The organism is Polymorphobacter sp. (assembly GCF_048007885.1).
Lineage (GTDB): Bacteria > Pseudomonadota > Alphaproteobacteria > Sphingomonadales > Sphingomonadaceae > Sandarakinorhabdus.
Map to the genome: position 1 here is coordinate 2,104,809 of NZ_CP180346.1, position 21,851 is coordinate 2,126,659.

A 21,851-nucleotide genomic window follows, 5' to 3' on the forward strand; every position below is an offset into this window, starting at 1 on the left:
TAGCCGCGAAATGCCCCGTCCCCAAGCCGAAGCTTGACCCGGACTCCCGGGTGCGTCACTCTCCACAGGTTCAAACCGTGAACAGAAGGGGTCCCATGGCCAGCCGCGCGTCGACAGCGCCAGACAGACGGGGCGTGCGGGGCCGCGCGCCCGCGCCCCAGCCGGGCTTCGTCGCGCGCGCCCGCGTCTGGCTGGCCGAGGCGCTGCGCACCACCGGCCGCTGGCTGGCCGGGCTGCTGCTGATCGCGCTGGCAGTCGGGCTCGCCGTCGCGCTTTTCTCCTATTCGCCTGATGATCCCTCGTTCAACACCGTCACCGGCCGCGCCGCCACCAATCCGCTCGGCAGCCCCGGCAGTCATGTCGCCGATCTCCTGCTCCAGGGCTTCGGCTGGCCGGCGCTGGCGCTCGCCCTGCTGCCGCTCGCAGCCGGCGTCCGCCTGCTCCGCGCCGAGGTCTATGCGCCGCTGCGCGCGCTCACCGGCATCGGCCTCGCCGTGCTGCTGCTCGCCATGGGGCTGGGCGCGCTCGCCTCGGGCAGCACATGGCTCATCGGCACGCCCATGGCCGGGCCGCAGGCCGGCGGCGCGGGCGGCATGGTCGGCACGCTCGCCGGCTGGGCTTCTGATGCACTGGCCGAGCTTGGCTGGCTCGCCGGCGTGCCGGTCGGCGTCATCCTCGGCCTCGCGCTCGCCGCGATCGGCCTCGCGCTCATGGTCTGGGGGCTGGGCCTGCGCGAAACCGATTTTCTCTGGCTCGACCGGCTGATGGCCCGCCGCGCCGCTGATGCGCCCGAAGATGAAGACGCCCCCCTGGTGCTTGAGCGCACTGAAGGCGAAGACGTGCGCATCCTCGAAGATGCCGAAGTCTCGACCCCGCGCGTCGTCACCGCGCCCAAGGCCGCCGCCCCGCCGCCCCGCGCCCGCCAGCAGGGCCTCAACCTTGGCGATATGGGCGTGCTGCCCGGCCTTGATCTGCTCAGCCCGCCGCCCGCCGCCCCCGCCCAGCGCGTCGATGAAGCCGCACTCGCCGCCAATGCCCGGCTGCTGGAAGGCGTGCTTGAAGATTTCGGCGTCAAGGGCCGCATCGGCGAGGTCCGCCCCGGCCCCGTGGTCACCATGTACGAGCTCGAGCCCGCGCCCGGCATCAAGGCCAGCCGCGTCATCGGGCTCGCCGATGACATCGCCCGCAACATGAGCGCGCTGTCGGCCCGCGTCGCCGTGGTGCCGGGCCGCAACGTCATCGGCATCGAGCTGCCCAACGGCACCCGCGAGATGGTCAGCCTCTCCGAGCTGCTCGCTTCCGAAGCCTTCGAGGCGCGCAGTCTCACCCTGCCGCTGGTGCTCGGCAAGGATATCGCCGGCGAGCCGGTGGTCGTCGATCTCGCCCCCATGCCGCACCTGCTCATCGCCGGCACCACCGGCTCGGGCAAGTCGGTCGGCCTCAATGCGATGATCCTCAGCCTGCTCTACCGCATGACCCCAGCCCAGTGCCGGCTGATCATGATCGATCCCAAGATGCTCGAACTCAAGACCTATGACGGCATCCCCCATCTCCTCGCCCCGGTCGTAACCGAGCCGACCAAGGCGGTGCGCGCGCTCAAATGGGCGGTCGAGGAGATGGAAGACCGCTACCGCAAGATGTCCGAGATCAACGTGCGCGGGCTGGCCACCTTCAACCAGAAGGTGCGCGAGGCCAAGGCCAGCGGCCGCCCCTTCGTGCGCCGCGTCCAGACCGGCTGGGATCCTGACACCGAAGCCCCGATCATCGAGGAGGAAGTCCTCGATTTCGAACCGATGCCGCTCGTCGTCGTCGTCGTCGATGAGCTTGCCGACCTGATGATGACGGCGGGCAAGGAAGTTGAGTTCCTCATCCAGCGCCTCGCCCAGAAGGCGCGCGCGGCCGGCATCCACCTGATCATGGCCACCCAGCGCCCCTCGGTCGATGTCATCACCGGCGTCATCAAAGCCAATCTGCCCACCCGCATCAGCTTCCAGGTCACCAGCAAGATCGACAGCCGCACCATCCTTGGTGAGCAGGGCGCCGAACAGCTGCTCGGCAAGGGCGACATGCTGTTCATGGCCGGCGGCAAGATGCCCCAGCGGATCCACGGCCCCTTCGTCTCCGATGACGAGGTCGAGGCCGTCGCCGATCACTGGCGCCGCCAGGGCATGCCCGCCTATCTCGATGCCGTCACCGAAGAGCCCGGCGAGGGCTGGGAAGACAATGCCAGCCTGCCGCTCGCCGGCGGTAGCACCGCGCGCAGTCCGGCTGCCTCAAAGGCCGACGAGATGGGCGATGAAGAAGACATTTACGCCCGCGCCGTGCAGGCCGTCGCCGTGGCGCAAAAGGCCTCCACCAGCTATCTCCAGCGCCAGCTCCGCATCGGCTACAACAACGCCGCCCGCCTCATCGAGCGCATGGAGGAAGACGGCTTCGTCTCGCGCCCCGATCACGTCAACCGCCGCGAAGTCCTCATCGACGAACACGGCAACCGCCGCTAGCCGCGCAAAAACAGCCCCACCGTCAGCGCCGCGCCGATCACGATCACGGCGACGCGCAACACCCGGTCAGGCAGCACGGTCAGCAGCCGCGCGCCCGCATAGCCGCCGGCAATCGCCCCTAGCCCGATGGTCAGCGCATAGGTCCAGGCCACCGCCCCCGAAAAGGCAAAGACGATCGCGGCTGACAGATTGGCCAGCGCGATCAGCACATTCTTGGTCCCCGCCGCATTGCGCACCGGCATCCGTGCCAGCGTCAGCGCCGCCAGCGTCATGATCCCCGCGCCGCCGCCAAAAAACCCGCCATAGGTGGCAATCACCGTCTGAATGAGCGCGCTCACCCAGGCCGGCGGCGGCACCGGCGGCGTGTCATGATTGCGCCGGCCATAGGTCGACCAGGCAAAGACCAGCGTCGCCACCAGCACCAGCCATGGCACCATCGCGGCAAACAGCCGGGCCGGCGTGATGATCAGCAGAAAGGCGCCGCCAATGCCGCCGGCAAAGCTGATGATCGCCAGCGCCCGGAACGACAGCCGCTCGGCCCCGGCCACCAGCTTGCGCCCGGCCAGCCCGGTGGTGATCTGGCCGGGAAACAGCGCCATGGTGCTGGTGATATTGGCGAGCTTCGGGTCCAGCCCGGCCAGGATCAGCGCCGGCAGGGTGATGAACGAGCCGCCGCCCGCCAGCGCATTCTGCGCGCCCGCCCAAAGCCCTGCCGCCAGCAGCAGGGCGATGGTCGCCAGATCAAGCGGAGCGGTGAGGGCGGCAGACATGAGCGGGGCCTTTGCCCGCTGCCTCCCGGCTTGGCCAGCCATTTTGGCAACGATGGCCCTTGGCGCGCCGCCGCATGGCAGGCATAGGGGGGATGCAAGGACCGAGCCATTTGCCGCCAGGAGTAGATATGGCAGAGCTGATCGAGGCCACCGAAGACCGGCCGGACGCGCCCGAGAGCGCCGCCGAAGCCCCGCTGCGCGGCCTCTCCGTCGATGGCATCGGCAAGCGTTACGACAAGCGCGTCGTGCTGCGCGATGTCTCGCTCTCGGTCCGCCGCGGCGAAGTCGTCGGCCTGCTCGGCCCCAATGGCGCGGGCAAGACCACCTGCTTCTATTCGATCATGGGCCTCGCCATGCCCGATTCGGGCCGCATCCTGCTCGACGGCCATGACATCACGGCGCTGCCCATGTACCGCCGCGCCGCGCTGGGCCTCGGCTATCTCCCGCAAGAAACCAGCATCTTCCGCGGCATGACCGTCGAACAGAACATCCTCGCCGTCCTCGAAGTCGCCGAGCCTGACAAGACCAAGCGCGCCGCGCGCCTCGAAGAGCTGCTCGGCGAGTTCAACATCACCCGGCTGCGCGCCGCCCCGGCCATGGCGCTGTCGGGCGGTGAGCGCCGCCGCTGCGAAATCGCCCGCGCGCTCGCCGCCAACCCCTCGATCATGCTCCTCGATGAACCCTTCGCCGGCATCGACCCCATCTCCATCGCCGATATCCGCGCGCTGGTCGTCCAGCTCCGCAGCCGCGACATCGGCGTGCTCATCACCGATCACAACGTCCGGGAAACCCTCGAAATCGTCGACCGCGCCTGCATCATCTACGACGGCCGCGTGCTGTTCGAAGGCACGCCCCAGGCGCTGGTCGCCGACGAAACCGTCCGCCGCGTCTATCTCGGCGAGGATTTCAGCCTGTGAGGAGCGGCTGAGCCATGGGGCTGGGTCCTCGCCTCGAGCTGCGCCAGTCGCAGCAGCTGGTGATGACGCCGCAGATGCAGCAGGCCATCCAGCTGCTCACCCTGACCAATGTCGAGCTTGAAAGCTTCATCGCCGAAGCGCTCGAGAAAAACCCACTGCTCAGCACCGAAACCGGCGAACCCGCCGCTGACACAGGGGCGCCCGAGCCCGTCCCCGAGCTCCCCGCCGACTCCGACCGGCTCGACCAGCTGCTCGCCCGTGAGCCCGCGCTGGCCCTCGCCGACGCCCCGCTTGAGCTCCCCGCCCCGGAGGCCGAAGGGCTCGACGGCAGCCCGCTCGCCAACAGCCTGAACACTGACCGAAGCAGCGCCCCAAGCGCCGACGGCCCCGATTTCGAGCGGATGAGCGATGACAGCGTCTCGCTCCACGATCATCTCATGCAGCAGGCCGGCCTCGCGCTCTCCGGCCGTGCGCTGGCACTCGCCGGCCACCTCATCGACATGATCGACGAGGCCGGCTACCTCGAGGCCGACCTCACCGAGCTGGCCGACCGCCTGTCCGTGCCCGAGGCCGAGGTCACCGCCGTGCTCGAAGCCGTGCAGCGCTTCGATCCGGTCGGCGTCGGCGCCCGCAGCCTCGCCGAATGCATCGCCCTTCAGGCCCGCGAGGCCGACCGGCTCGACCCCGCCATGCAGGCGCTCATCGATCATCTGCCGCTCGTCGGCCGCGGCGACATCCCCGGCCTGATGCGCGTCACCGGCTGCGACCGCGAGGATGTGATGGACATGATCCGCGAGCTGCGCGGCTATGATCCCAAGCCCGGCCTGCGCTACGGCGGCACCCCGGCCACGCCCGTCGTCGCCGATGTCTTCGTCCGCCGCACCCGGGGTGGCGGCTGGCGCGTCGAGCTCAACCAGGCCACGCTGCCGCGCCTGATCATCGACCGGGATTACCACGCCGAGCTGGCGCGCGGCGGCGGCAAGGCCGCCACCAGCTTCCTCGGCGAATGTCTGGCCGAGGCCAATTGGCTGCTCAAGGCGCTTGATCAGCGCGCCCGCACCATCGTCCGCGTCACCACGGCGCTGGTCGAGCATCAGCAGGGCTTTTTCGAATCCGGCGTCGCCGCCATGAAGCCGCTTACGCTGCGCGCCATCGCCGATGCCATAGAAGTCCACGAATCCACCGTCAGCCGCGTCGCCGCGAACAAATATCTGGCCTGCGATCAGGGCCTGTTCGAGCTGCGCTGGTTCTTCTCCTCGGGCGTCGCCTCCAGTGATGGTGACGGCGCGTCCGCCAATGCCGTCAAGGACCGGATCGCCAAACTCATCGCCGCCGAGGGCGACAAGCCGCTGTCCGATGAAGTGCTCGCCCAGCGCCTGCAGGCCGAAGGCTATGATATCGCCCGGCGCACCGTGCTCAAATACCGCGTCGCCATGGGCATCGGCTCTGGCGTCGAGCGCCGCCGCGCCCGCGCGCTCGCCGCTGCCTAATCCGCCTGCGGCAGCTCGCGCGCGCGCGCGGCCAGCAAGATCGGCGTGCCGTCCTCCACCGGATAGGCGAGCCCCGCCTTGTCCGACACCAGCTCGCCCGCCGCCCGGTCATAGCGCAGCGGCGTGCGCGTGAGCGGGCAGACCAATATGGCGAGCAGGCCGGGGTCCGGGTCCGCTGCCTCGGCCATGGCTCAGTTCAGCATCGGACCATCGGGCAAGCTGCCCGGCCCACGGCCATCCGGGCCCTGCGCAAAGGCCATCAGCGTGGTCAGCGTGTCGGCCCGCCGCGCCAGCGTCTCGGCTTCCAGCAGCGCCTGCTTCTCGGCCGGGTCAAAGGGGCAGACACAGGCCAGCGTCGTCACCAGCGCCTCATCATCCGCACCCTTCACCGCGTCCCAGTCAGCGGCCAGCCCCTGCGTGTCGAGATAGCTGCGCAGCACCTCCTCCAGGCTGGCGCGCGCCGCCGCACTCAGCGGATCGGGCTCGTCGCGGTCGCCCTGAAAGCCCAGATAATCGGTCATCACCTGCCGATAGAGCGTGGTCCGGTCCAGCTCGGCCGCCACCCGGAAGCGCGACACGCCCACCAGTGCAATCAGAATGCGACCATCCTCGGTCTCGCGAAAATCGCTGATCCGGCCCAGACAGCCCACCTCATAAAGCGGCGGCGTCTCGCTGCCCCCGGCGCGCGGCTGGATCATGCCGATGATGCGGTTGGCCGCCCCCTTGGCCTCCATCGCGTCGCGCACCATCGCCAGATAGCGCGGCTCGAAGATGTTGAGCGGCAACAGCCCGCGCGGAAACAGCAGCGCGCCGGTCAGCGGAAACACCGGCACCGCGCTCGGCAGCGGCAGGCTGTCCATGTCATTGTCTCCGCTCATGCGAACAAAATCGAGCGCAGCCGCGCCCGCACCTTGATGCTCCACGCGTCCGAAAGCCCCGCCGCCTCGATCAGCGTCAACAGCTTGGCCCGCGCCGCGCCCTCGTTCCAGTCGCGCTCGGCCGCGATGATCGCCAGCAGCGCATCGGCGGCCGCGTCGCGGTTGCCGTTCGCCAGATAGGCCCCGGCCAGCTCGAAGCGCCGCGCATGATCGTCCGGATGCGCCGCCACCTCGGCCTCCAGCGGCGCCACGTCCACCGCCGCCGGCGCGTCAGCAGCCAGCGCCACCGCAGCGCGCGCCTTGGCCACAGTCTCGTCCTTCACATCGTCCGGAATCTGCGCCAGCGCCGCACCAGCATCCGCCGCCCGCCCGGCCGCCAGCAGCGCCAGCACAAAATGCCCCGCCACATCATGCCGCTCGGGCAATTGCTGCAAAATCGCGCCAAAAATGCCCAGCGCCTGCTCATGGTCGCCCGCTGCACTGGCGTTGTTCGCCGCATCCACCAGCGCCTTGATCTCGGCCTCCTGCGCCTCCTCGTCCGCGCTCGGCGGCGCGCCGGCCAGAAGCCGGTCGATGAAGGCGGTCAGTTCGCGCTCGCCCAGCGCGCCCTGAAACCCGTCCACCGGTGCGCCGTTCATAAAGGCATAAACGGTCGGGATCGACTGGATGCGAAACTGCGCTGCCAGGCTCTGGTTCTTGTCGACATCGATCTTGACCAGCTTCACCTTGGGCGCCTTGGCCGCCGTCACCCGCTCCAGCAGGGGTCCGAGCGTCTTGCACGGCCCGCACCATTCCGCCCAGAAATCAACCAGCACCAGCGCCGTCCGGCTGGCCTCGATCACATCGCGCCGAAACGCCTCCAGGCTGGCTTTTTCGCTGGCGGGGGTGGCAAGGCTGGCCAAGGCAGGTCTCCGGGCTTCGTTTGAGTCTCTTCCCCGCACATATGGGGCCTTGGGGGGCCGCTTGCCAAGGGCACCCGCCCGGCCCTGCCGTCGCAGCCCCCTGCAACGCCCCGAGATTTGGGGCTTGCCATGCGGGCGCGGGGCATTGTATGGCCCGCCCTCTCCACGATGTGGGGCGCGGGCGTAGCTCAGGGGTAGAGCGCAACCTTGCCAAGGTTGAAGTCGAGGGTTCGAATCCCTTCGCCCGCTCCAGCGTTTCCCCTGTCGACAACTGGATGTGCTGCGGGCCTGCTGCTGCCGATGGTCCGCCGTCGCCCGGCTCTGCCCAATTCCGCGCAATGCGCAGGCAGCGACCATGCCATCGCAGACACATGCCCGAAAGCGAGGTCAACCGGCCCAAGCGCAGCGCCCCGGATGGTGGCCGGTTCGATCTGTGGACGGCCGCCATCCTGACGACCGCCGGTTTGCTGTCGGCCTGGGCCAGTTTCCAGGGCGGCATCTGGGGGGGGCTCGAATCCGAACATTTCCACAGGGCCAACGCCGCACTCACCCAGCGCAGCGAGTTGTCGATCGCCGCCGGGCAGCGCGAGCTGGAGCAGACGGGCCTGTTCGTGGCCTGGATGGCGGCCGTGGCCGAAGGTCAGGACGCGCGCGCCCGCTTCATCGAGCGCCAGTTTTCGCCGCCATTTGATGCCGAGTTCAAGCGCTGGCGCAGCTCGCTGCCCGACGATCTGAGCCAGGCAGCATCAAGCGCCGGCCGCCCCGGCTTTGTCGGCCTGCTGTCAGGGCCGGCGGCAACGGCGGCAGCCGAAGCGAAGACGGAAACCGAGGCCGCCAACCGCAGCGGCGTCATTGCCGACCGCTATGATCGCTGGACCGTCGCACTGGCGGGTGCGCTGTTTCTTGCCGGTATGGCGACCGTTGTGAAGCGCCCTGCGGGCCAGCGGATGATGATCGGGCTGGCAGCGTTGCTGACGCTGGCCTCCATGGTCGCGCTCACCCTGCTGCCGCTCAGCTTCGGCAGCTGAACGGCAGTGCCCCGCCCGATTCAGGCAAAGGGCCCGAGGCTTGCGGCCATCGCCAGCACGGCAAAAAGGCCGATCAAAAGCAGCAGGAACGCCGCGACGGTAATCGAGCCGCGCGGGAAGGGGGCTTCGGCCGGCATCAAGCCTTCGTCCGTCATCTGCTGGCGGTGGGCAGCGAGCCGCAAGCGAAACTGGCGCTCGGCCCACAGCCCGTGCGCCAGCACCAATATGCCCAGCAGAACGAGAGTCAGCCCGAACAGCGCCGGTGCCCGCTCCGGCACTTTGGGGCCGAGCAGATCCTGCGCCGCCAGCGTGCGGAAGAAGGAAAACAGGGTGAATCCGAAGCCGATCAGCGAAAAGCTGGTTCTGAGCGTGGCCATCATGGTGCGGTCGCTCGCCTGCCGTGTGCGGTCGAAGGCCAGCGAGGTGCGCTGCTGGGCGAGGCGGGTCGAAATGTTGGGGCCGGCGGGATCACTCATTGCCCGGATCTCCATGAATATCGTTGTTCGGAAGGGGAAATTCTGATGGAAGAATATTTTTTCGAGGTCGCCGGGCTGGTGGCGCTGGTCATCGAGGCGGCGGTGGTGCTGATCCTCGCGGTTGCGGCGTTGCAAGCGGCAGCGCGGCTGGCGCGGATGCTGGCGACCGGCGAGACGGCAATGGCGATCCGGCGCGATGTGTGGCTGAAATTCGGCGCGGCGCTTGCGCTCGCGCTGGAATTCGCGCTGGCCGCCGACATCATCCGCAGCACCATCGCCCCGACCTGGGACGCGATCGGCAAATTGGCGGTCATCGCCGCCATACGGACGCTCCTCAACCTCTTTCTGATGCGCGATCTGGAGTCGCTCGCCGGCAACAAGGAAGAGCGGGAATGAGGCGATCTGGCCATCACGCCCGGCCCTTGGCCCAGCGGCCATAGGGCGCGGTCAGCAGCGCGCCGGCCAGCAGGTAAAGCAGCACGATCGCCACAATCGGCTGTCGCGGCTCAAGGCTGGCGGCCGCAGCGAGGCCAATGGCCACACCCGGGTGACGGGACGCGGTGGCCACCGCCAGCGCATGGCGATTGCCCGCCTCTGGCCCGCCCAGCGCATGGCCGATGGCGAGACCGGCCAGCGTGATGAGCGCGATAGCCACCAGGGTCACGCTGGTGGCGGCTGCCACAATCCCCGGCCAGGCCTTCCAGATGACGATGACAAGTCCGACGGCCAGCATCGCCATGCCGGCCAGCCGCGCAGGCCGGGCCAGCCGCGCGGCCAGCGCCGGCACCACGGCGGCAATTGCGATCCCGGCTGTCAGAGGGGCCACGATGGTGATGAGGATGGTGCGGGCCATCGCCAGCGCATCGAATCCGGCCTCCCGGCCAAAGATCGCTGCCGAAATCAGGATCAGCAAAGGTGCCGCCACCAGCGCAGTCACCGACGCGGCCATCTGGATCGCCAGCGCATAGTCGAGTCCGCCGCCCAGCTTCTGCTCCTTGGCGGGCAGGATCGGCGGCATCGGCGAGACCGCCAGCGCCAGCAGCCCGACCCGGACCGGCGGATCGAGCGGCAACAGCCAGCTGACACCAAGGGCAACAGCCGGCAGCGCCACGAACATCGCCAGCATGGCGCGCAAGATGGCGCCGGGATCGCGGAAGCCGGCGCGGATGGAGCCGGGCGGCGCCGACAGGCCGATCGCCAGCACGATGAGGACGATGCTGCCGACAATGGCAAGCTTCAGGATGCTGGCAGGGTCCATTGCCTGTCCTGTCAAAAAATTGGCCGGGCGGCACTCTTTGCGCCGCCCGGCCGGATGCTGGCCTCAGGCGCCGCCGGTCGCGCCCTGATGCATCTTCTCCAGAACCCCGGCGAGGTTGAAGCTCGCCGCCTTCTGACGCGGCGGATACGCCTGGAAGGATTCGAGGAACTGCCCCACCAGCATCTGCGCCGGCACCAGCAGATAGACATGGTCGAACATCCAGTCCCAATAGCTGTTCGACGTGATGTCGGCATGCTCATAGGGGTCGGTGCGCAGGTTGAAGATCTTCGGCAGCCGCAGCGTCGTCAGCGGCTCCGCCCAGATCATGCAGGTGCCGGGGCAGCGCTGCTCCATGAACACGAACTTCCAGTTATCAAACCGCAGACCCGCCAGCTCGGCATCATCGGTGAAATACAGGAAGCCCGGCCGCGGCGAAGGGCCTTTCCCGGTGATGTGATCAAGGATGTTGTAGCCATCCAGATGCACCTTGTAGCTCTTGCCGTCATAGGTCCCGCCCTTCAGCAAGTCCGCCTTGACGTCACCGGCCCCGGCCATCGCCGCAAAGGTCGGCATCCAGTCGAGATGCGCCACAATGTCGTTCGACACGCTGCCCGCCGGCACCTTGCCCGGCCAGCGCACCATCGCCGGAACCCGGTAAGCGCCTTCCCAGTTGGTGTTCTTCTCGCTGCGGAACGGCGTCGTGCCCGCATCCGGCCAGCTGTTGCAGTGCGGCCCATTGTCGGTCGAATACATGCAGAAGGTGTCATCCGCGATGCCCAGCTCGTCCAGCAGGTCGAGCAGCACGCCAATCGCCTTGTCATGGTCGATCATCACATCATGATATTCCGACTGCCAGCGACCGGACTGCCCAAGGCTCTCCGGCTTGGCATGGGTGCGGAAGTGCATGTGGGTGGTGTTGAACCACACAAAAAACGGCACCCCGGCCTCATTGTGGCGCTTGATGAAGTCCACCGTCAGCGCCAGCACTTCATCATCGATCGTCTCCATCCGCTTCTTGGTCAGCGGGCCGGTGTTCTCGATGCTCTGCCCCCCCTTGCCGTCAGCCTTGCAGTGCAACACACCGCGCGGGCCGAACTTCGCCATGAAATTCGGATAATCCTCCTTGCTGGGATAATCGCGAAGCTCCGGCTCTTCCTCGGCATTGAGGTGGTAGAGATTGCCGAAAAACTCGTCAAAACCATGCATCGTCGGCAGATGCTCGTCGCGGTCGCCAAGGTGGTTCTTGCCAAACTGCCCGGTCGCATAGCCCTGGGCTTTCATGATCCGCGCAATCGTCGGGTCCTTGTCGTTCATCCCCGCCTCGGCGCCCGGCAGACCCACCTTGGTCAGCCCCGTGCGCAGCCCGCACTGGCCGGTGATGAAGCTGGCGCGGCCCGCGGTGCAGCTCTGCTCGGCGTAATAGTCGGTGAACAGCATGCCTTCATTGGCGATCCGGTCGATGTTGGGCGTGCGATAGCCCATCATCCCCTTGGTGAAGCAGCTGAGGTTCGATTGTCCGATATCGTCTCCCCACATGATGAGGATATTGGGCTTTCCTTTGGGCATGCTCGTCTCCTGTGCGCGCCTGCTGGTTGCATGATGGCGCGGCCGGACCAGGCGAAGTCCGGCTATCGCGCCTGCGATAGGCCTGTCCGAACTAGGCTGGCGTGGTCATTCCTGTTGCCCAAATCGGGGCAATCACATATCGTCGACATGCTTTCTCGGGGGGTGAGATGGTCAGCCGAAGTGCCTTGTTGCATCGTGTTCCCGAGCGGGTGGCGGCAGGAGAGGCGGCCCTGCGCGAGCGGGGCTGGCTCGCCCAGATGCCGCCAGCCTTTCAGGACGCGATCCTGGGGATCGGTATCTGGAAATCGGCACAGCCGGGCGATACCTTCATCCATGCCGGCGATGCAGACGGCGGCCTGCTCGCCATCGCAGCCGGCACAGCCGCCGTGTCGATGGAGGCCGGGCACCCGGACACCCGGTTCGTGCACCTCGTCCATGCCGGCTTCTGGGCCGGCTTCCGCCCGCTGCTTGGCGGGTCGCGCAATATCAGTCTCGAAGCACAAACACCGACCCTGTGGCTTCTGGTCCCGAAGCAGGCCACCGAACGGCTGCTGCACGAACAACCGGCATTCTGGCGCCACATCGCCCATCTGGTGAACAGTGCCTATGAAATCTCCGTCTCGGTCATGGTCGATCTCACCCGCCAGAATGGCCAGACCCGGGTGGCCGGCACCCTGCTGCGCATCGCCGGCTGCCGCTTCGAAAATCCGCGGCCGGGCGACGATACCGAAATCCGGGTTCCGCAATCCGAAATCGCAGCAGCGTCGGTCATGTCCCGCAACACGCTCGGCACCTATCTTGCCGACCTCGCGAGCATGGGGCTGATCGAGATCGGCTATCGCAGCATCCGGATCAAGGATCCGGGCGGTCTGCGCGCCCTCATGGATCTGGAGGAATAAGGCCTCAGCCCGGCGGCCCGTCGTCGCGCCTCACGCAGCGAAAGCCGATGTGGCTGGCCGCCGAATCGATCGCCTGCGCATGGCGTGCCGCCGGGCGATAGCGCCGGCAATAGCTCGGCGCACACAAATGGCTGCCGCCCTTCAGCACCCGGCGCGGGATCGGGATCTCGGGCTGCGTCGGATCAAGGCTCGCCTCCTTCGGGCCACCGCGCGGATTTTCCGGCGCGCAGCAGGGCCGTTTCGGATCGGCGGCGTGGCGGGCGCTGTACCAGTCCGCCGTCCATTCCCACACATTGCCGATCATGTCGTAAAGCCCGAACCCGTTGGGCGGATAGTGCCCGACCGGCGAGGTGCGAAGATATCCGTCCGCCAGCGAATTCTGGTGCGGAAACTCGCCCTGCCAGACATTGGCCATATGCCGGCCATCCGGCTCCAGCGCATTTCCCCAGGCAAATTCATGGCCGCTCATCCCGCCCCAGGCGGCATATTCCCATTCCGCCTCGGTCGGCAGGTCCTTGCCCGCCCAGGCGCAATAGGCCTCCACATCAGCCAGCGCCACATGCACCACCGGATGGTCCATCAGCCCCTCGATGCTGCTGTCCGGCCCCAGCGGGTGGCGCCATGAGGCGCCGAAGGTCCAGCTCCACCATTGCGACCAGTCATCGAGCCGCACCGGGCCAGCGGTGGGCATGAACACCAGACTTGCGGCGTGCAGCATGTCCGGCAGCGCGCCGGGATAATCCTCAGCCTTTGGCGCCACTTCGGCCACCGTCACATGGCCGGTGGCCGCCACAAAGGCCGCGAACTGCGCGTTGGTGACGGGCGTCGGATCGATCCAGAAGCCCGAGACGACAACCTCATGGGCCGGCGCCTCCTCCCGGTAATGCACGTCCGACCCCATGCGAAAGCGGCCGCCGGGAAGCCGGATCATCGAATCGCCGGCCCCCATCGTCAGCGCCCGATCAGAAACGGCGTCAACACGAGAAGCGCCAACACGCCAAGCACCGCCCCCATCACCAGCACGGGAAGCATGCGCGACCGCCGGTCTTCCTTTGCCGGCAACGGGAGTCGAAGATTTGCCATGGCTGATGTCCTCCAGGTGCATGAAACATAGCCGATCCGGAGCACGCGATTACCAGAAAATGGGCAATGTCGCCGGCCGTCTGCGCCTATCCATATCGTCGGTCAGAGAAGGAAGAACCGATGGCAAGACGACTTGTGATGGCCGCCACAGCGGCAATGGCCCTGCTGGCAGCCGCAGCAGCACCGCCCGCGCCCGCCCAGGCACAGGCGCAGACAGAAACGCCCGCGCTCGAGCCTGATGCCATGCTGGCGCTCAACCGCCTTGGCTATTCGCTGCGCCAATTGAAGCAGTTCGAAGTCACCTCGCAGGCCCGCCTCGAACGCGCCTTTGAAAACAGCCCGCCGCTCGAATTCCGGCAGGACACGACCTTCCTCGTCGAGATGCCCGGCCGGATCGCGGTCGACATTGCCACCGACAGCACCCACCGCAAGGTGTTCTACGACGGCAAGCAGATCACGGTCGTCGGCCTCATGGCCGCCAAATACATCAACCTTCCCATGGAAGGCACGGTCTCCGAGGTGCTGCGCCGCGCCTATGACGAGCTCGGCATCGACTTCCCGCTGCAGGACCTGTTTCGCTGGGGCTCCGAAACCGCCGTCACCGACCAGCCCAGCGCGGGTTTTCGCGTCGGCGACAGCATGGTGCGCGGCCAGAAGGTGGTGCAATATGCCTATCAGATGCCCGAGGTGAGTTTCCAGATCTGGATGACCGAAGGCGACCGTCCGTTGCCGCTGCGCATGGTCATCACCGAGCGGGAACAGCCCGGCCTGCGCTATGCCGCCGATCTGCTCTGGAACCTCACGCCAAAGATCGATCCGGCCAGTTTCGTCTACAGGCCCCGCCCGGAGGACACCGCCGTCGCCATTGAAGGCGTCACCACGGCCATCCGCTGACCCCCACCCGGAGTCATACGGCCCGGATTCTTCAGGAGATCATCATGCAGCGCATCATCATCACCGCCCTTCTGGGTGTCGGCCTCGGCGCTCTCGCCCTGTCCGTCCCCACCTCGGCCGCGCCCTCCCGTGCCGGCAAGGAAACGCGCGCCGCCCGCAGCAGCGTCCAGAGAACAAAGCCCGCTGCCACCTCCAGCCGGTCGAACGCGCGCAGCAACTCGAACACGCGCAGCAATTCGAACTCGCGCAACAGCTCGCGTCGTGGCGGCAACAATGTGGTCGCGGGCAACACCGTTGTTGTCGGCGGCAACCCCGGCGGCGGCTATTACAACGGCGGCAACTATTACGGCAGCCCCCGCTATGATGACGACGACAATGACTTCCTCGAGTTCGTCGGCAAGACGGCGGCCGTCACCGCCGGCGTCGCCGTGGTGAGCGCCGTCATCGGCGACGTGGTCAAGGACCAGCCGGACGATTGCGAGCCGATCAACGTCGGCGGCCAGCCCTATCTCAACTGCAACGGCGTGGCCTATCAGCAGGTCCAGGGCGGCTATCAAGTCGTCGCCCCGCCCCAATAAGGCCCCCATCCCGCCATGCGCGCCCTCGTCCTCACGGCCAGCCTGCTCGGCCTCAGCTCGCTCGCCGCCCCCGCCGCCGCTGCGCCGTGGGAGGTGATCGTCAACCCCTATTTCATGGCGCCCTACAGCGACGGCAAATTCGGCGTCGGCGAGCTTCAGACCAATATCGGCAGCAGCCCTGCCGATGTGTTCAGCAAGCTCAACTGGGGTGTCATGGGCGCCGTCGAAGTCAGCAATGACGACTGGAGCCTTGTCCTCGACGCCAATTATCTCAACATCGATGTCACCAACGACGACACGCGCAACATCTTGCTGAACGGCCATCAGGCCGCCTATACCGTCATGCTCATGAAGCGCATCGATCCCCGCGCCGAAATCTATGTCGGCTACAAGGTCACCGATTTCGGCCTCCAACTCGACTGCAACACCGTCTGCCCCCAGCCGCTGGACGGCGCCGTTCCCACCCCCGGCCTGACGGGCGCCTCGCGCAACCGCAGCTGGCACGAGCCGCTGGTCGGCATCCGCTTCCGTTCCGAGCTGTCGGAAAAATGGGATGTGATGGTCATGGCCGATGTCGGCGGCTTCTCGGTCGGCAGCGACATCTCCGCCAATGTCTGGCCGCAGATCGGCTACCGCATCGGCAAGGGCGCCTCGCTCCTCGCCGGCTACCGCCTCATCTACGTCCAATATGATGAAGGCGAAGGCCGCGAGCGCTTCCTCTTCGACGCCGTCACCCACGGCCCCACGCTCGGCCTCGAATTCCGCTTCTGATCGAAGCAGCCGGCCGGCGCTGCACGAAGATGAATGCCGGCGCCACGCGGCTGCGTTCAAGCAGCGGCAGCGCTTCATGGGTCAGGCGCAGCGGCGCAAGGGCATTGATTCTGATTTCGGCCTCAAGCTTCCGCGCTGTCGCCGGGTCGCCGGCAAAGTCATGGCTGAACATCACCCCCGCGCCAGCGCCGCTCATGGTTCATCACCGCCCCGAAACATCGTAGACACTCACATCGCGGCCCCAGGCCCGAAGGAGGCCCCCATCACCACCCCGCCCGATACGCCCCCCGCCCGCCTTCCCGCCCGCCTCGCGGCCTGGGTGGAGGCGCAGGTCGCCGCCGCCGCCCGTCCCCCGCTGCTCATGGTCTCCGGCGCGCAGGGCCTCGGCAAATCCACCGCCATCGCCGCCCTTGCCGCCCATCCGCAGCTCCGCATCGCCACCCTCAGCCTCGATGATGTCTATCTCACCCAAGCCGCCCGCCAGCGCCTCGCCGCCAGCATTCACCCGCTCTGCGCCACCCGCGGCCCGCCCGGCACCCATGATCTCGCCCTGCTGGCAGACACCCTCGACGCGCTCGCCAGCGGCCACGAAACCGCAATCCCCCGCTTCGACAAGCGCCTTGATGACCGCGCCCCCAAGGCCGAGTGGCCGCGCGCGCCCGCAGCACCCCACGCTATCGTCATCGAAGGCTGGCTGATGGGCGTCCGGCCCGCGCCCGCGCCGGAGCCCGCACCGATCAATGCCCTCGAAGCCGAAGAAGATCCCGACGGCCAGTGGCGCGGCTGGCAGGAAGCCGCGCTCCAAAGCGGCTATGCGCAGCTCTGGGACCGGGCCGACGCCTTCCTCCACCTCGATGCGCCCGGCTTTGAGGTCGTGCCCCGCTGGCGGCTGGAGCAGGAAGCCACGCTGCTCGGCACCACGCCCGCCCGCCTGCCGCCCGCCCGCCGCGCCTGGGTCGCCCGCTTCGTCCAGCATTATGAGCGGCTGACCCGGCGCATGCTCGCCGGCCACCGCCGCCCCGGCGCCGTCATCCGCCTCGGCCCGAATCGCCAGCTGCTTGCAGACGGCCCGGCACAGGGCTAAGGCAGTCACGCGACAGGTCCCCCGAGAGGGGGATAATAGGGAAGGCGGAAGCCGCATCATGCGGTCATCCGACGCTGTGCCCGCAACTGTGACCGGCGAGCGGTCGCTCCACATGCCACTGGCGGCGCAAGCTGCTGGGAAGGCGGAGCGGACGCGCTGACCCGGGAGCCAGGAGACCTGCCTGTCGCGGTCGGTCCTTCAGGCGGACGGGGTTTTCCGCATGATCGAGGTTCGCCTCGCGTGACGACATCGAAGGAGGTGGCGTGCGTGAAGGCGGTTTCGCTTTTTCATGGCCTGAAAGACCGTGCCCTTGGCGCGCGCTGCCCCCTGTTGTTCCCACAGGAGGCCCCATGCGACATCTCATTGCCCTTTCCCTTCTCGTCGCCGCGCCCGCGCGCGCCGACGAAGCGCCCGACACCATCGTGGTGACCGCCAACCGCGCCCCCCAGCCGCTCGCCCGCGTCGGCCAGTCGCTGTCGGTGCTTGACGCGGCCGAACTCACCCGCCGCCAGACTGCCACGGTCAGCGATCTGCTGCGCACGCTGCCGGGCGTCACCATCAGCCGCAACGGCGGCCCCGGCGGCCCCGCCACGGCCTTCATCCGCGGCGCGGAAAGCGCCCAGACCGTGGCGCTCATCGACGGCGTCAAATTGAACGACCTCGCCTCGCCCGCCGGCGGCTTCAATTTCGGCAATCTTCTCATTGGCAACATCGAGCGCATCGAGCTGCTGCGCGGGTCCCAGTCGGTGCTCTGGGGCAGCCAGGCCATCGGCGGCGTCGTCAACATGATCACCCGCCAACCCACCGAACAGCTCAGCCTCAACCTGCGCGGCGAAACGGGCTGGCGCGACACCGGCCAGCTCGTCGGCAACATCGCCGGCAAGCTCGGCCCGCTCTCGGCCAGCGTCGGCGCCGGCTGGTTCCGCACCGAGGGCCTGTCGGCGTTCAGCGAAGCGCGCGGCGGCCTTGAGCGTGACGGCTATGAAAACCTCGGCGCCAACGCCAATTTCAACCTCGCCCTCTCCGACGCCGTCTCGCTCGACGCGCGCGGCTGGTATTCGGATGGCCGCAACGATCAGGACGGTTTCGCCCCGCCCAGCTTCGCCTTCGGGGACACGCTGGAGACCACCGACACCCGTGAAATCGTCGCCTACACCGGCCTCAACGTCGCTCTGCTGGACGGCCGGCTGCGCAACCGCCTCGGCGTCGCCCTCACCGACACGCGCCGCCGCAACGACAATCAGGGCCTCGAGGCCTTCGCCGCCGACGGCCGCAACGAGCGTATCGAATATCAGGCCATTCTCGACATCGCCCAAGGCTGGCAGGCCACCGCCGGCCTCGAGCGCGAGACCTCGCGCTTCACCACGGCCGGCTTCGGCGCGGTAACCAATGGCCGCGCCCGGCTCGACAGCGCCTATGCCCAGCTTGTCACAGCGCCCATGGCCGGCCTCACCCTCACCGCCGGCCTGCGCCATGACGAGCATGACCGCTTCGGCGTCGCCACCACATTGGGCGCCAGCGGCGTGTTCGAACTGCGACCCGGCACCACCCTCAGGGCCAGCTATGCCGAAGGCTTCAAGGCCCCTTCGCTGTTCCAGCTGCAAAGCGATTTCGGCAACCAGAGCCTCCGCCCCGAACGCGCGCAGGGCTGGGACGCCGGGCTCACCCAGGCGCTCGGCGAACGCAGCGAAGTCAGCGCCACCTATTACCGCCGCGTCTCGCAGGACCTGATCGACTTCATCGCCTGCCCCACCAGCACCGGCATCTGCGAGAACCGCCCGTTTGGCACCTATGACAATGTCCAGCGCGCCCGCGCCCAGGGCGTCGAGCTCACCCTGCTGCTGCGCCCGGTCGACGCGCTCACCCTGCAAGCCAATTACAGCTGGACCGACACAACCAACCGCTCCGAAGGCACGGCCAATTTCGGCAACCGCCTCGCCCGCCGCCCCGAACACACCCTCAATGCCCTCATCGACGTCGAAGCCAGCGACCGGCTCAGCTTTGGCGCCACCCTCACCCATATCGGCCCAAGCTTCGACAATGCCGCCAACACCGCGCGGCTCCAGGGCTATGTGCTGGCCGACCTGCGCGCCGCGTTCCGCCTCACCGACGCCCTCGCCCTCTACGGCCGCATCGAAAACCTCTTCGATGCGCGCTACGAGACCGCGCGCAATTTCGGCCAGCCGGGCCGCGCCGGCTTTGTCGGTATCAGGGCGGCCTACTGATGCGCCGCGGGCTGGCCCTGCTCCTCCTGCTTGCCGCGCCAGCCAGCGCCGCCCCCCGCATCGTCTCGCTCAACCCCTGCATCGACGCGATTCTGGTCGAGGTCGCCGCCCCCGGCCAGATCGCCGCCATCAGCCATTATTCCAAAGATCCCCGCGCCGCCTCGATCCCGCCCGAAATCGCCGCCCGCTTCCCCGCCACCGCCGGCACGGCCGAAGAAGCGGTCGCGCTCCGCCCCGATATCGTCATGGCCGGGCCTCATGTGGCGCCTGCCACCGTCGCCGCGCTGCGCCGCCTCGGCATCCGCCTCGTCCAGTTCGGCGTGCCCGACACGATCGAGGACAGCCTCGCCCAGGTCCGCGCCGTCGCCGCCGCCGCCGGCCAGCCCACGCGCGGCGAGGCGCTGGCCGCGCGCATCGAAGCCGCCGCTGCCCACGCCCACCACACAGGCCCCCCGGTCCCGGCGCTGGTCTGGATGGGCGGCGGGCTGGTGCCGGGCCAAGGCACGCTCGTCGATGACATGCTCTCGCTGTCCGGCTTCACAAACGTCAGCGCCCGCCTCGGCCTCGCGCGCTGGGATGTCCTGCCCCTTGAGCGGCTGGTGATGCAGCCGCCGCGCCTGCTCCTCACCACATCCGATGACAGCGCTGACCGCATGCTCGCCCATCCCGTGCTGCGCCCGCTCCGCGCCCGCATCGCCGTTCATGAATTCGACGCCGACCTCCTCTATTGCGGTGGCCCCACCATCATCCGCGCGCTCGCCCGCCTCGCCGCCGTCCGGGACGCGCTGTCATGAGCGCCCGCCTGCATCTCGGCCTCGCCGCCGCCCTGCTTGCCGCCGCCGCCCTGTCGCTCGTCGCCGGCAAGCTCTGGCTGCCGCTCGCCGCCTTCAACACCGCCGATCCCCGCTTCCTCATCATCCTCGAGCTGCGCCTGCCCCGCCTCGCGCTCGCCGCCCTCATCGGCGCCGGCCTCGGCCTCTCGGGCGCCGCCATGCAGGGCTATCTGCGCAATCCGCTCGCCGACCCCGGCCTGTTCGGCGTCTCCGCCGGTGCAGCGCTGGGCGCCGTCACCGCGCTGTTCTTCGGCCTCGCCGCAGCGCTCCCCGGCTTCGCGCTTGCCGGGGCCGCCGCCGCCATGGCGCTCCTCGTCCTGCTCGTCGGCCGCAGCGGCAGCCTCATCCTCTTCACGCTGGGCGGCGTCGTCCTCTCCAGCATCGCTGCTGCCCTCACCGCACTGGTCATCAGCCTCGCCCCCACGCCCTTTGCCACCGCCGAAATCGTGACCTGGCTGATGGGCGCGCTCACCGATCGCAGCTGGGCCGATGTCCGGCTCGCCGCCCCGCTCATCGCGGCTGGCAGTCTCATCCTCTGGCGTCAGGCCGCCGCCCTTGATGCGCTCACGCTCGGTGAAGCCGCCGCCCGCTCGATGGGCGTCGAGCCGCTGCGCCTGCAAGCCGCCATCGTGCTCGGCGTCGGCCTGTGCGTCGGCGCCGGCGTCGCGGTCGCCGGCGTCATCGGCTTCGTCGGCCTCATCGTGCCGCATCTCGTCCGCCCCTTCGCCGGTCACCGTCCCTCGGCCGTGCTGCTGCCCTCGGCGCTGGCCGGCGCCGTGCTGCTGGTCACCGCCGATGCGCTGGTCCGCCTCGCCCCCGGCGCCGCCGAGCTTCGCCTCGGCATCGCCATGTCGCTCCTGGGCGGCCCCTTCTTCATCGCCCTGCTGCTGCGCTTCCGGAAGCGCCTGCCATGACGCTCGCGGCCTCATCCCTCCACCTCCTGCGCGGCCAGACCCGCGCGCTCGCCGGCGTCTCGCTCGGCCTCGCCCCACGCCAGATCACCGCCATCCTCGGCCCCAACGGCGCCGGCAAGTCCACCCTGCTCGCCTGCCTCGCCGGGCTCAGCACGCCCGACAGCGGCACCGTCACGCTCAAAGGCCAGCCCCTCGCCGCGCTCGCCCCCCGCCAGCGCGCCCGCGCCATCGGCTATCTCCCGCAAAGCGCTGACATTCATTGGGATATCGACGTCCAGACCCTCGTCACGCTCGGCCGCACCCCCTGGCGCGGCCGCTTCTCGGGCCACCCGGATGACGCCGCCGCCGTCGCCCGCGCGCTCGAACAGACCGGCCTCACCACGCTCGCGGGCCGCGTCGTCAACACGCTCTCGGGCGGCGAGCGCAGCCGCGCGCTCCTCGCCCGCGTGCTTGCCGGCCAGCCCGGCTGGCTGCTGGCCGATGAGCCGCTCGCCAGCCTCGATCCCGCCCATCAGGCCGATGTGCTGGCGCTCCTGCGCAAAGCCGCCAGCGCCGGCGCCGGCGTCGCGCTGGTCCTCCACGATCTCAACCAGGCCGCCCGCATCGCCGACCATGTCGTCCTCATGCGCGCCGGCGAAGTCGTCGCCGAGGGCCCGCCCGACACCGTCCTCACCCCCCCGCTCATCGCCCAGACCTACGGCGTCGCCGCCCACATCGGCCATCTCCCGGATGGCCAACGCTTCATTGTAACGGGTGGCCGCGCCTGAGCCCTTCGCCTAAGCAA

Annotated in this window: 24 protein-coding genes, 1 tRNA gene and 1 riboswitch; of the genes, 15 read left to right on the plus strand and 10 right to left on the minus strand. The window is 68.6% G+C overall.

Going from position 1 to position 21,851, the window contains the following annotated elements:
• The first annotated feature begins 95 nt into the window (after positions 1-95).
• A complete protein-coding gene (locus ACMVO5_RS10060) occupies positions 96-2,501 on the plus strand; it encodes a DNA translocase FtsK 4TM domain-containing protein (protein ID WP_416907379.1) in 2,406 nt (801 codons plus the stop codon).
• Here ACMVO5_RS10060 and ACMVO5_RS10065 read toward each other — a convergent pair.
• Positions 2,498-3,271 (minus strand): sulfite exporter TauE/SafE family protein, encoded by a 774-nt coding sequence (locus ACMVO5_RS10065; protein ID WP_416907380.1) that lies wholly within the window; start codon positions 3,269-3,271, stop codon positions 2,498-2,500. The two genes, ACMVO5_RS10060 and ACMVO5_RS10065, sit on opposite strands and share 4 nt — an antisense overlap.
• A gap of 128 nt (positions 3,272-3,399) precedes the next feature.
• Between ACMVO5_RS10065 and lptB the strand changes: the two genes are divergently transcribed.
• The gene (gene lptB, locus ACMVO5_RS10070) at positions 3,400-4,188 is read left to right on the plus strand and encodes an LPS export ABC transporter ATP-binding protein (protein WP_416907381.1); all 789 of its coding nucleotides are present in this window, start codon (positions 3,400-3,402) and stop codon (positions 4,186-4,188) included.
• 14 nt (positions 4,189-4,202) lie between these two features.
• Positions 4,203-5,678 carry an RNA polymerase factor sigma-54 gene (gene rpoN, locus ACMVO5_RS10075; protein ID WP_416907382.1) on the plus strand — a complete coding sequence of 492 codons (1,476 nt, stop codon included), beginning with the start codon at positions 4,203-4,205 and terminating at the stop codon, positions 5,676-5,678.
• Here rpoN and ACMVO5_RS10080 read toward each other — a convergent pair.
• From ACMVO5_RS10080 to trxA, 3 genes are read right to left on the minus strand one after another with little or no spacing between them, the layout of a single operon-like run.
• Positions 5,675-5,866: a Trm112 family protein gene (locus ACMVO5_RS10080; RefSeq protein WP_416907383.1), complete on the minus strand. Its 192-nt coding sequence runs from the start codon at positions 5,864-5,866 to the stop codon at positions 5,675-5,677. The genes rpoN and ACMVO5_RS10080 overlap by 4 nt on opposite strands.
• A gap of 3 nt (positions 5,867-5,869) precedes the next feature.
• Positions 5,870-6,556 (minus strand): LON peptidase substrate-binding domain-containing protein, encoded by a 687-nt coding sequence (locus ACMVO5_RS10085; RefSeq protein ID WP_416907384.1) that lies wholly within the window; start codon positions 6,554-6,556, stop codon positions 5,870-5,872.
• On the minus strand, positions 6,553-7,458 hold the full coding sequence (gene trxA / locus ACMVO5_RS10090) for a thioredoxin (protein ID WP_416907385.1): 906 nt from the start codon (positions 7,456-7,458) through the stop codon (positions 6,553-6,555). Before trxA ends, ACMVO5_RS10085 begins: the two co-directional genes overlap by 4 nt.
• Positions 7,459-7,635: 177 nt before the next feature.
• On the opposite strand from trxA, the gene ACMVO5_RS10095 reads away from it, so the two are divergent.
• Together ACMVO5_RS10095 and ACMVO5_RS10100 are read left to right on the plus strand one after the other, a co-directional pair.
• Positions 7,636-7,710 (plus strand) — tRNA-Gly (locus ACMVO5_RS10095).
• A gap of 119 nt (positions 7,711-7,829) precedes the next feature.
• Complete coding sequence (locus ACMVO5_RS10100) at positions 7,830-8,486, plus strand: hypothetical protein (RefSeq protein ID WP_416907386.1); 657 nt, start codon at positions 7,830-7,832, stop codon at positions 8,484-8,486.
• 20 nt (positions 8,487-8,506) lie between these two features.
• Here the strand turns inward: ACMVO5_RS10100 and ACMVO5_RS10105 are convergent, their stop codons facing one another.
• Positions 8,507-8,962, minus strand: a complete 456-nt coding sequence (locus ACMVO5_RS10105; protein WP_416907387.1) for a YidH family protein — start codon at positions 8,960-8,962, stop codon at positions 8,507-8,509.
• A gap of 45 nt (positions 8,963-9,007) precedes the next feature.
• Between ACMVO5_RS10105 and ACMVO5_RS10110 the strand changes: the two genes are divergently transcribed.
• The gene (locus ACMVO5_RS10110; protein WP_416907388.1) at positions 9,008-9,358 is read left to right on the plus strand and encodes a DUF1622 domain-containing protein; all 351 of its coding nucleotides are present in this window, start codon (positions 9,008-9,010) and stop codon (positions 9,356-9,358) included.
• Positions 9,359-9,371: 13 nt separating this feature from the next.
• Here ACMVO5_RS10110 and ACMVO5_RS10115 read toward each other — a convergent pair whose 3' ends face one another.
• Together ACMVO5_RS10115 and ACMVO5_RS10120 are read right to left on the minus strand one after the other, a co-directional pair.
• Positions 9,372-10,220, minus strand: a complete 849-nt coding sequence (locus tag ACMVO5_RS10115) for a bile acid:sodium symporter family protein (RefSeq protein WP_416907389.1) — start codon at positions 10,218-10,220, stop codon at positions 9,372-9,374.
• Positions 10,221-10,283: 63 nt separating this feature from the next.
• Positions 10,284-11,786 carry an arylsulfatase gene (locus ACMVO5_RS10120; RefSeq protein ID WP_416907390.1) on the minus strand — a complete coding sequence of 501 codons (1,503 nt, stop codon included), beginning with the start codon at positions 11,784-11,786 and terminating at the stop codon, positions 10,284-10,286.
• A 188-nt stretch (positions 11,787-11,974) separates the two neighbouring features.
• Here ACMVO5_RS10120 and ACMVO5_RS10125 point away from each other — a divergent pair, with 188 nt between their 5' ends.
• The gene (locus tag ACMVO5_RS10125; protein ID WP_416907391.1) at positions 11,975-12,685 is read left to right on the plus strand and encodes a Crp/Fnr family transcriptional regulator; all 711 of its coding nucleotides are present in this window, start codon (positions 11,975-11,977) and stop codon (positions 12,683-12,685) included.
• Between the two features lie 4 nt (positions 12,686-12,689).
• Here the strand turns inward: ACMVO5_RS10125 and ACMVO5_RS10130 are convergent, their stop codons facing one another.
• Positions 12,690-13,616 (minus strand): formylglycine-generating enzyme family protein, encoded by a 927-nt coding sequence (locus ACMVO5_RS10130; RefSeq protein ID WP_416907392.1) that lies wholly within the window; start codon positions 13,614-13,616, stop codon positions 12,690-12,692.
• A gap of 20 nt (positions 13,617-13,636) precedes the next feature.
• Complete coding sequence (locus ACMVO5_RS10135; protein WP_416907393.1) at positions 13,637-13,768, minus strand: hypothetical protein; 132 nt, start codon at positions 13,766-13,768, stop codon at positions 13,637-13,639.
• A 120-nt stretch (positions 13,769-13,888) separates the two neighbouring features.
• On the opposite strand from ACMVO5_RS10135, the gene ACMVO5_RS10140 reads away from it, so the two are divergent.
• The 3 genes from ACMVO5_RS10140 to ACMVO5_RS10150 are packed head-to-tail and all read left to right on the plus strand — an operon-like array spanning position 13,889 to position 16,011.
• Positions 13,889-14,662, plus strand: a complete 774-nt coding sequence (locus ACMVO5_RS10140) for a DUF2092 domain-containing protein (protein WP_416907394.1) — start codon at positions 13,889-13,891, stop codon at positions 14,660-14,662.
• A gap of 44 nt (positions 14,663-14,706) precedes the next feature.
• Entirely contained in the window at positions 14,707-15,240 is a 534-nt protein-coding gene (locus ACMVO5_RS10145; protein ID WP_416907395.1) for a hypothetical protein, read from the plus strand.
• A 15-nt stretch (positions 15,241-15,255) separates the two neighbouring features.
• Complete coding sequence (locus ACMVO5_RS10150) at positions 15,256-16,011, plus strand: hypothetical protein (protein ID WP_416907396.1); 756 nt, start codon at positions 15,256-15,258, stop codon at positions 16,009-16,011.
• On the opposite strand, the gene ACMVO5_RS10155 is transcribed toward ACMVO5_RS10150, so the two are convergent.
• Positions 15,971-16,183, minus strand: a complete 213-nt coding sequence (locus ACMVO5_RS10155; protein WP_416907397.1) for a hypothetical protein — start codon at positions 16,181-16,183, stop codon at positions 15,971-15,973. The genes ACMVO5_RS10150 and ACMVO5_RS10155 overlap by 41 nt on opposite strands.
• Here ACMVO5_RS10155 and ACMVO5_RS10160 point away from each other — a divergent pair.
• From ACMVO5_RS10160 to ACMVO5_RS10180, 5 genes are all read left to right on the plus strand, one after another.
• Positions 16,172-17,095: a kinase gene (locus ACMVO5_RS10160; RefSeq protein WP_416907398.1), complete on the plus strand. Its 924-nt coding sequence runs from the start codon at positions 16,172-16,174 to the stop codon at positions 17,093-17,095. The genes ACMVO5_RS10155 and ACMVO5_RS10160 overlap by 12 nt on opposite strands.
• Positions 17,093-17,295: riboswitch (cobalamin riboswitch) on the plus strand. Its footprint overlaps the gene before it by 3 nt.
• A 150-nt stretch (positions 17,296-17,445) precedes the next feature.
• Positions 17,446-19,320 carry a TonB-dependent receptor plug domain-containing protein gene (locus ACMVO5_RS10165; protein WP_416907399.1) on the plus strand — a complete coding sequence of 625 codons (1,875 nt, stop codon included), beginning with the start codon at positions 17,446-17,448 and terminating at the stop codon, positions 19,318-19,320.
• Positions 19,320-20,114 (plus strand): ABC transporter substrate-binding protein, encoded by a 795-nt coding sequence (locus ACMVO5_RS10170; RefSeq protein WP_416907400.1) that lies wholly within the window; start codon positions 19,320-19,322, stop codon positions 20,112-20,114. The genes ACMVO5_RS10165 and ACMVO5_RS10170 overlap by 1 nt, the downstream gene beginning before the upstream one ends.
• Positions 20,111-21,067 (plus strand): FecCD family ABC transporter permease, encoded by a 957-nt coding sequence (locus ACMVO5_RS10175; protein WP_416907401.1) that lies wholly within the window; start codon positions 20,111-20,113, stop codon positions 21,065-21,067. Before ACMVO5_RS10170 ends, ACMVO5_RS10175 begins: the two co-directional genes overlap by 4 nt.
• Complete coding sequence (locus ACMVO5_RS10180; protein WP_416907402.1) at positions 21,064-21,834, plus strand: ABC transporter ATP-binding protein; 771 nt, start codon at positions 21,064-21,066, stop codon at positions 21,832-21,834. Before ACMVO5_RS10175 ends, ACMVO5_RS10180 begins: the two co-directional genes overlap by 4 nt.
• Positions 21,835-21,851: the final 17 nt, after the last annotated feature.